The 7,504-nt window shown below is 35.8% G+C and carries 7 protein-coding genes; 5 read left to right on the forward strand and 2 right to left on the reverse strand.

The window, feature by feature from the left end; genetic code table 11:
- Together RMR19_RS19750 and RMR19_RS19755 are read left to right on the forward strand one after the other, a co-directional pair.
- Positions 1–1,837 (forward strand): putative bifunctional diguanylate cyclase/phosphodiesterase (locus RMR19_RS19750; protein WP_310605225.1); only part of this gene is annotated, 1,837 nt, incomplete at its 5' end.
- A gap of 33 nt (positions 1,838–1,870) precedes the next feature.
- Positions 1,871–3,013 carry a glycerate kinase family protein gene (locus tag RMR19_RS19755; RefSeq protein ID WP_310605226.1) on the forward strand — a complete coding sequence of 381 codons (1,143 nt, stop codon included), beginning with the start codon at positions 1,871–1,873 and terminating at the stop codon, positions 3,011–3,013.
- A 134-nt stretch (positions 3,014–3,147) separates the two neighbouring features.
- Here the strand turns inward: RMR19_RS19755 and RMR19_RS19760 are convergent, their stop codons facing one another.
- A complete protein-coding gene (locus RMR19_RS19760) occupies positions 3,148–3,594 on the reverse strand; it encodes a GatB/YqeY domain-containing protein (RefSeq protein WP_310605227.1) in 447 nt (148 codons plus the stop codon).
- A 208-nt stretch (positions 3,595–3,802) separates the two neighbouring features.
- On the opposite strand from RMR19_RS19760, the gene RMR19_RS19765 reads away from it, so the two are divergent.
- Complete coding sequence (locus RMR19_RS19765; RefSeq protein WP_310605228.1) at positions 3,803–4,444, forward strand: helix-turn-helix domain-containing protein; 642 nt, start codon at positions 3,803–3,805, stop codon at positions 4,442–4,444.
- Between the two features lie 134 nt (positions 4,445–4,578).
- On the opposite strand, the gene RMR19_RS19770 is transcribed toward RMR19_RS19765, so the two are convergent.
- Positions 4,579–5,232, reverse strand: coding sequence for a M48 family metallopeptidase (locus RMR19_RS19770; protein WP_310605229.1), 654 nt, complete (start codon positions 5,230–5,232; stop codon positions 4,579–4,581).
- Between the two features lie 202 nt (positions 5,233–5,434).
- Here RMR19_RS19770 and rlmD point away from each other — a divergent pair, with 202 nt between their 5' ends.
- Entirely contained in the window at positions 5,435–6,793 is a 1,359-nt protein-coding gene (gene rlmD, locus RMR19_RS19775) for a 23S rRNA (uracil(1939)-C(5))-methyltransferase RlmD (protein WP_310605230.1), read from the forward strand.
- Positions 6,794–6,808: 15 nt separating this feature from the next.
- On the forward strand, positions 6,809–7,504 hold a 696-nt coding region (locus RMR19_RS19780; RefSeq protein ID WP_310605231.1), incomplete at its 3' end, for a PDDEXK nuclease domain-containing protein.

A 7,504-nucleotide genomic window follows, 5' to 3' on the forward strand; every position in this document is an offset into this window, starting at 1 on the left:
ACTATTAGACAACAGTAAGTTAAAGATTTCGTCTCCGTATCTTACGAGTCAAGTACTTCTACTTAGTACGAAACAGTATATAAATGAAACGACAGGCTTAAATCTTGTAGCGGTTAAGTCTATGAAACACCTAAGTAATTATTTTTATGAGCAGTTTGAAGTAAATCATATTACTTGGGCAGATAAACTAGAATATTGCATTGGTGCACTTGAAGATAATACAGCGGATTTTGCAGTAGTTGATTATTATAGTGCCAATAAAGCGATGATGATAGCTGGAAAAGAAGAACTCTTAATTAGTCAGGCAATAAACTCAAAGATTGAGATTTCGCTTGTTATCTCGAATGATACGGATAGTCGATTAATGGGAATACTAGATAACTGCATTCAATATGTCAGCACTATGGATGCCTATGAAGCAGTTAATATGGAACTAAGCAATCAAAAATCAGTATTCAATTTAAATGCATTTTTACATGAGTATAGTACTGTTATTTTACTTATAGCTTTGATTTTGACAGTGGCAGTAACGGCATTAATTATAATACTGAAAAGTATATTTCATCGACTTTCTTCAATTGATAAGTTGACTGGTTGCTATAATCAGACACATTTTGAAAATATTGTTCCGAAGATATTAGAGGAATATACGCAAAGACAGTACTATATTATGATATTTGACATTTACCGCTTCAAGTATTTTATTCAATACTATGGTAGAAAAGTGGGAGACGATTTGCTTCGATCCATTGCAAGTAAGGTATGTAACCTATTGGCGGGAGAAGAGATTATGGCAAGAACCTCTGAAAATGGTTTTGTCGTATTGGTTGAAGAGGGGAATTATCTTGATTTAATTCAGGAATTTTATTTTATCTTAGATGAAGTGAAATCGAGTTTTAAACTGGATATCTCTATAAAAGTGAATTTTGGTTTATACCGAATTGATGATCGTAATGAATTAGTTGCAACGATGATTAATAAGGCAATCTTAGCGCAAAGAATGGTTCGCGATAATAGTGACTCTATGTTCGCCATCTATACAGATGAAATGGAAAAGAAATTATTAACGGAGTCACGAATGGAAGAAGAGATGAAGAAAGCTCTTGAAGAACAGGAATTCAAAGTATTCTATCAACCGAAAATCGATTTGAAAACAAAGAAAATTGTTGGGGCGGAGGCACTGATTCGTTGGATTAAACCAGATGGAACGATAGTGTTTCCTGATCAGTTTATACCTGTATTTGAGAGAAATGGATTTATTGAGCAACTGGATTACTATGTACTGAAAGAAGTTTCTTCCTATCAAATGAAGAGGGTTAAAAATAATCTTTCTACATTTTCTATTTCCGTGAATCAATCAAGATATCTATTATCGAATCCTCAATATGTAGATAATATATGCAAGATTATGGATGAGATAGGAGTACCTGGTCAATTGATTGAATTAGAGGTAACAGAGACGTTGTACATTGAGAATCATACGCTTTTAGTTCGTGTTATAAAGTTATTAAAGGAACGTGATATTAAGTTCGCAATCGATGATTTTGGAAGTGGATATTCTTCATTAAATTTACTTACAGAAATGCCTGCAGATGTGCTTAAGATTGATCGAGAATTTTTAATTGATTCTGATAAATCACAACAGAAAAAAGATGTTATTACGAAAGTTGTTGAGTTGGCGCATATGCTTAATCTGGATGTTGTTTGCGAAGGTGTAGAAACGAAGGAACAAGAGGAGTTCTTGGCAAACATTTCATGTGATATCGCACAAGGATATTACTATTCAAGACCAATACCCGTTGACCAGTTTAATCTATATGTGGAAAGCAACCTATAGAAAACATTAGAGAAGGTACATGGAGGTGCAGATATGAAGCGTTGTATTATTATACCTGATTCTTATAAAGGAACGATGTCTTCTTTTCAGATATGCAATATTATGGAATCAGCAGTTAGGAAACATTTTGAGGATTGTGAAATTATTAAGCTACCAATTGCAGATGGTGGAGAAGGTACTGTTGATTGCTTTTTGCATGCAACAGACGCAAAAAAGATTATGGTTCGCACGACAGGACCTTATGGCGAAAAGTTAGATGCTTATTATGCTAGACTTGGTGATACGGCAATGATTGAGATGGCAAGTGCAGCAGGTCTTATGTTAGCAAAGAACAGCAAACAAGGATTAAATCCAAAGGAAACGACTACATATGGCGTAGGGCTAATGATGAAACATGCGATTGAGCAAGGTTGTAGAGAAATTATTCTTGGCCTAGGTGGAAGTTGTACGAATGATGCTGGCGTTGGTGCAGCAAGAGCATTGGGGACGAGTTTCTTTGACACAACCGGGAAAGCGTTCATACCTACTTCGGATACGTTGTTTAAGATTGCGGATATTGATAATAGTATAACGGAAGAGCGTTTACAAGGTGTTAAAGTAACTGCTATGTGTGATATTGATAATCCACTCTATGGACCTGAGGGGGCGGCATATGTGTTTGGTCCTCAAAAGGGTGCGGATGAGGCTATGGTTCAGTTATTGGATTCGAACCTACGCTCGTTAGCTGATGTTATGGAAGAGGCACTTGATAAAAGGGTAAGTCATTTACCTGGTGCAGGAGCAGCAGGCGGTTTCGGTGCTGGTGTTGTTACTTTCTTCCATGGTAAGCTTCGTTCTGGTATTGATACATTACTTGACTTGATTCATTTTGATGATTTACTAATAGGAACAGACATGGTATTTACTGGCGAAGGTCGTATCGATAGCCAAAGTCTTCATGGAAAGGCTGTAATCGGAATTGCTATGCGTGCTAAACTAGAGAATGTTCCTGTAGTTGCAGTCGTTGGTTCTATTGCAGAAGATATCGAAGCGGCATATGATATGGGGGTTACGTCTATATTCAGTATTAACCGAGTACCGATGGATTTTGAAGAAGCGAAAGGCTTAAGTGAACAAAACCTTGCTGGGACGATGGACTCCTTGATGCGGTTTTATAAATGTGTGGAAGAGAGTTAGAGAGCATCAGCGAATATGCAGGGAAGGTAGTTAGAATAAAAGCGAGGACAGGATAGGTGTATTTTTATAACTACATATCGTGTACTCGCTTTTAAGTTATATAATGTTCGATTGGTTATATTCAAATAGTTAGTTTATTCGAATAATTTGCCAACTAGTTGATTTACAAGAGAGCTATCGGCTTTGCCTTTTACTTTTGGCATAAGGTTTTTCATGATATTTCCTTTGTCTTTTGCTGCTGGCTCAGTGATACCGAGTTCTTCTAATACACCTTGAATGATTGCTTGAATCTCATCTTCAGACATAAACACTGGAGCGTATGCTTGTATGATATCAATTCGGAATTGGCATTCCTGAATGAATTCTGTACGGTCTGCTGGTGATGATTCAATACTTTCTTTTAAGGATTTTATTTCTTTAAGAACAATGCTATCTTCTTCCTCTGCTGTTAAATCACTGCGTTTATCAATTGCAGCATTTTTAAGAGCTGTTAATAATGCTGAAAGAGCATTCTTCTTTTCCTTTTCGCCTGCTTTCATAGCAGTCATCATATCGCCTCTTACTACGTCAATTTTAGACATTAAAAAGCCTCCTTTTTTTATTCGAGTTTTTAATTGCACTGGATGTTATAAATTAACATTTGTAGCATCTAGAAATATTATATATGCAGGAAGTGGCAATTGCAAGGGGAGATTCAAAGTGAAATAGTACTCTACGAATCGTAGAATCCGCGATAATTCACTATATTCTACGATTCGTGGGTGGGAAGTGGAAGGATAGAATGGCATAATGGGGGAAAGAGAGGAGAAGATAATGGATCAATTAAAATTAGGAAAATTTATTGCAGAGGAAAGAAAGAGGAAAAAGTATACACAACGTCAGTTGGCTGATATTCTTGGAATTAGTGACAAGACGATTTCGAAGTGGGAACGGGGAAATGGTTTTCCTGAGATTTCGTTGCTACTTCCGCTATGCAATGAGTTAGAAATCAGCGTAAACGAATTACTTTCTGGAGAGCGACTTTCTGAAGCAGATTATAAGGAGAAAGCGGAGGAAAACATGGTGAGTTTTATTAAGGAAAAAGAAGAAAATAAGATTAAAATGCAACTTTCATTAATCGTAGGAGGCATCGCAATTGTTTCATTTCTCACATTGATTTTGGTTGTCTGTATGTATACGGATGTAATGAGTGTTCCTGTAAAATCTGTTTTAGTTGGAATTGCTTGTTTAATTTTTATGGTTGGATTTTCTGTAGTAAAACATGGAGGTCGTACAATTGGATATTATAAATGTAAGAAGTGTGGGGAAACATTTGTACCAAGTTTCGGTAGCTATTTAATCGGAATAAATGCTAGTTCTGCAAGAGTATTGAAATGTCCATGCTGTAATAAAAGAAGTTGGTGTAAAAAAGTATTAGCGAAGGAAGAATAACCTTTCAAGCAGAAAATGGCAAGGGCGATATGGCTCTTGCCATTTTGCGTTTGAAAGGTTTATTATCTAGCATTTCAATGTTAATGTTGTCGTAAATGTAGAGCGTCAGAATCTGGTATAATAGTCTGGCGTAGTTATATAGTCATATAGGCACCAAACTGTGCTAAATATGCTTGGTGCGCTTCGTACTTGGGATCAAAACTACCAACTTTACGCCAGAAAGAGCGGTCATGGTTTAGATGGTACAAGTGACAGAGTTCATGAATAACAACATAATCGATAGCTGCCGGAGAAGCCATGGATAGACGATAATTGAACGTCAATTCCTTGGTTGAACTACATGTTCCCCAGGTTTTCGGAGTGTTGACAATTGTTACACTCTTAGCCTTCACGCCAATTATTTTTTCAAAATATTTTACACGTTCTTTCGTAATCTTACGAGTGTTCTTTGTATAGAAGGAGTAAAGCGCAGCTTGCACATCTTCTTCTGTTTCTGGAATTTCTGTTAACAGTTCGCTTAGCTTACATGCTTTACCAAGGTAAAGAAAGTTTTCTTCCTCATTGTAGCTTTTATTTCTAGAGACATAGACCCGATTTTCCATGCTTTTATATAATTTAATGATAGGCTTTTTATTGCTGTTTAGATACTTCTCGATTTCTTCAATGGGTGTCTTGAGTGGAGCTTTCAATGTTACAAGCCCTTCTGGACTTAATTCCATTGTGATTTTTTGTCGTTTGGCATACTGTACCTGATATGTGATTTCGTATGAATCGATTGTTATTTGCATTTTATTTCCTCCAGTGATTTAGAACGATGGTGTAAAAGTGATACTTGGATTAAACATCATCTAGGTGGATAATTGGCATATCCCTTCTTATTATAGAGGATAGGGACTAAAATTGAAATATATAATTGTTGAATTGGGAATCCTATGTTAAAATAGCATGAGACAGTTATAGTGAAAAATATAGAAAGAAAAGGTATATAAAATGAAAAAGGGCGAAGTGCTAGAAGGCATTGTAGAAAGAGTAGATTTTCCGAATAAGGGAATTATCATGATAGATGATACGAAAGTTAGTATTAAAAATGCATTACTTGGACAAAAAGTTCGTTTCGTAGTTAGCAAGAAACGTCAAGGAAGAGCGGAAGGTAGACTACAAGAAGTTTTAGAAAAATCAAAACTTGAAACAAGAGAAGCATTATGCCCACATTTTGGACCTTGTGGTGGTTGTACATACCAAACATTTTCGTATGAAAATCAGTTAGAGTTGAAAGCATCGCAAGTTAAGAAGCTAATTGATGAAGTATGTGAAGACTACGAATTTGAAGGAATCCTTGGAAGTCCAGTAGAATGGGGATATCGCAATAAGATGGAATTCTCTTTTGGGGATGAAGTTAAAGATGGTCCTCTTGCTCTAGGTCTTCACAAAAAAGGAAGTTTCCATGATATCGTAACGGCATCGAACTGTAAAATCGTAGATTCGGATTACAATCAGATTCTTACAACTGTGTTAACATATTTTAGTGAGAGAGGGATTTCTTTCTATAAAAAGAACTCTCATGAAGGATATCTAAGACATCTGCTTGTTCGTCGTGCTGTAAAAACTGGTGAAATGATTATTAACTTAGTAACTTCTTCTCAGCAACAAGTTGCTTTGTCTGAATTAAAAGATGAGTTATTAGCACTTTCATTAAATGGTAAAATCGTTGGAATCGCTCATACAATCAATGATAGTCTAGCGGATGTAGTGCAAAGTGATTCTATGGAAGTATTATACGGTCAAGATTTCTTCTACGAAGAGTTACTTGGACTTAAATTCAAAATCTCGACATTTTCCTTCTTCCAAACAAATTCTCTTGGAGCAGAAGTCCTTTACAGCAAGGCAAGAGAATATGTTGGAGAGACGAAAGACAAGCTAATCTTCGATTTATATAGTGGAACAGGTACAATCGCTCAATTACTTGCACCGGTTGCAAAGAAAATTATTGGTGTTGAAATTGTTGAAGAAGCTGTAGTTGCGGCGAGAGAGAATGCAAAATTGAATAATCTTGATAATTGTGAGTTTATTGCTGGTGATGTTCTTAAAGTAATTGATGATATTAAGGATAAACCAGACTTAATCGTGCTTGACCCACCAAGAGATGGGATTCATCCGAAAGCGTTGAATAAGATTATTAATTATGGTGTAGATCGATTAGTATATATTAGCTGTAAGCCTACTTCTTTGGCTAGGGATTTGGTGATTTTGCAGGAGAATGGGTATAAGGTGGAGAAGGTTTGTGCGGTGGATATGTTTCCAGAGACGGTGCATTGTGAAAGTCTTTGCCTGCTTAAAAGAATAAAATAAAGGGGGTAAAGATTTATGGCAAATGGAATTATGAATCCATTAGTAAATGAGATAAAAGATATTTTGAATAGTGCTAGACGAAATGTTGCAAGAGAAGTGAATAACGAATTAATCACTTCATATTGGAAGATTGGAGAAATCATTGTTCGTTACGAGCAAAATGATAGTATCAGAGCAGAATATGGAGAGCAGACATTAAAACAGCTATCTAAGGCATTGACATCTGAGTTTGGAAAAGGTTTCTCAATTGCAAATATTTATAATATGAGATCGTTTTATCAAGCATATCCAATTTTACAGACAGTGTCTGGAAAATTGAGTTGGTCTCATTATTGCGAACTTCTAGGCATTTCGGATAAAGATAAACGCAGTTTTTATGAAAAAGAAACAGTTAATGCAAATTGGTCTGTTCGTGAATTAAAGAGACAAATCAATACTTCATTATATGAACGTTTGCTACTTTCAAAGGGTGATGCTAATAAAGAAGAAGTATTGAAATTAGCAACAGCAGGAATAGAAATGAACAATCCCAAGGACATTATCAAAGACCCTTATGTATTTGAATTCTTAGGAATTCCTGAAGACAAACCATTGCTGGAAAGTGATTTAGAAAAAGCACTGGTAGATCAGATTGAGAAATTTTTGCTTGAGTTAGGTAGGGGATTTATGTTCGTAGGAACACAGCAGAGAGTTACAATTAATAATACTCAT

The organism is Anaerosporobacter sp., assembly GCF_031551385.1.
GTDB lineage: Bacteria > Bacillota > Clostridia > Lachnospirales > Lachnospiraceae > Anaerosporobacter.

Bases quoted from the DNA above. Each gene is read 5' to 3' on its own strand.
- RMR19_RS19755 (WP_310605226.1), top strand. From the start codon at position 1,871: ATGAAGCGTTGTATTATTATACCTGATTCTTATAAAGGAACGATGTCT.
- RMR19_RS19770 (WP_310605229.1), bottom strand. From the start codon at position 5,232: ATGCAAATAACAATCGATTCATACGAAATCACATATCAGGTACAGTAT.
- RMR19_RS19760 (WP_310605227.1), bottom strand. From the start codon at position 3,594: ATGTCTAAAATTGACGTAGTAAGAGGCGATATGATGACTGCTATGAAA.
- RMR19_RS19765 (WP_310605228.1), top strand. From the start codon at position 3,803: ATGGGGGAAAGAGAGGAGAAGATAATGGATCAATTAAAATTAGGAAAA.
- rlmD (WP_310605230.1), top strand. From the start codon at position 5,435: ATGAAAAAGGGCGAAGTGCTAGAAGGCATTGTAGAAAGAGTAGATTTT.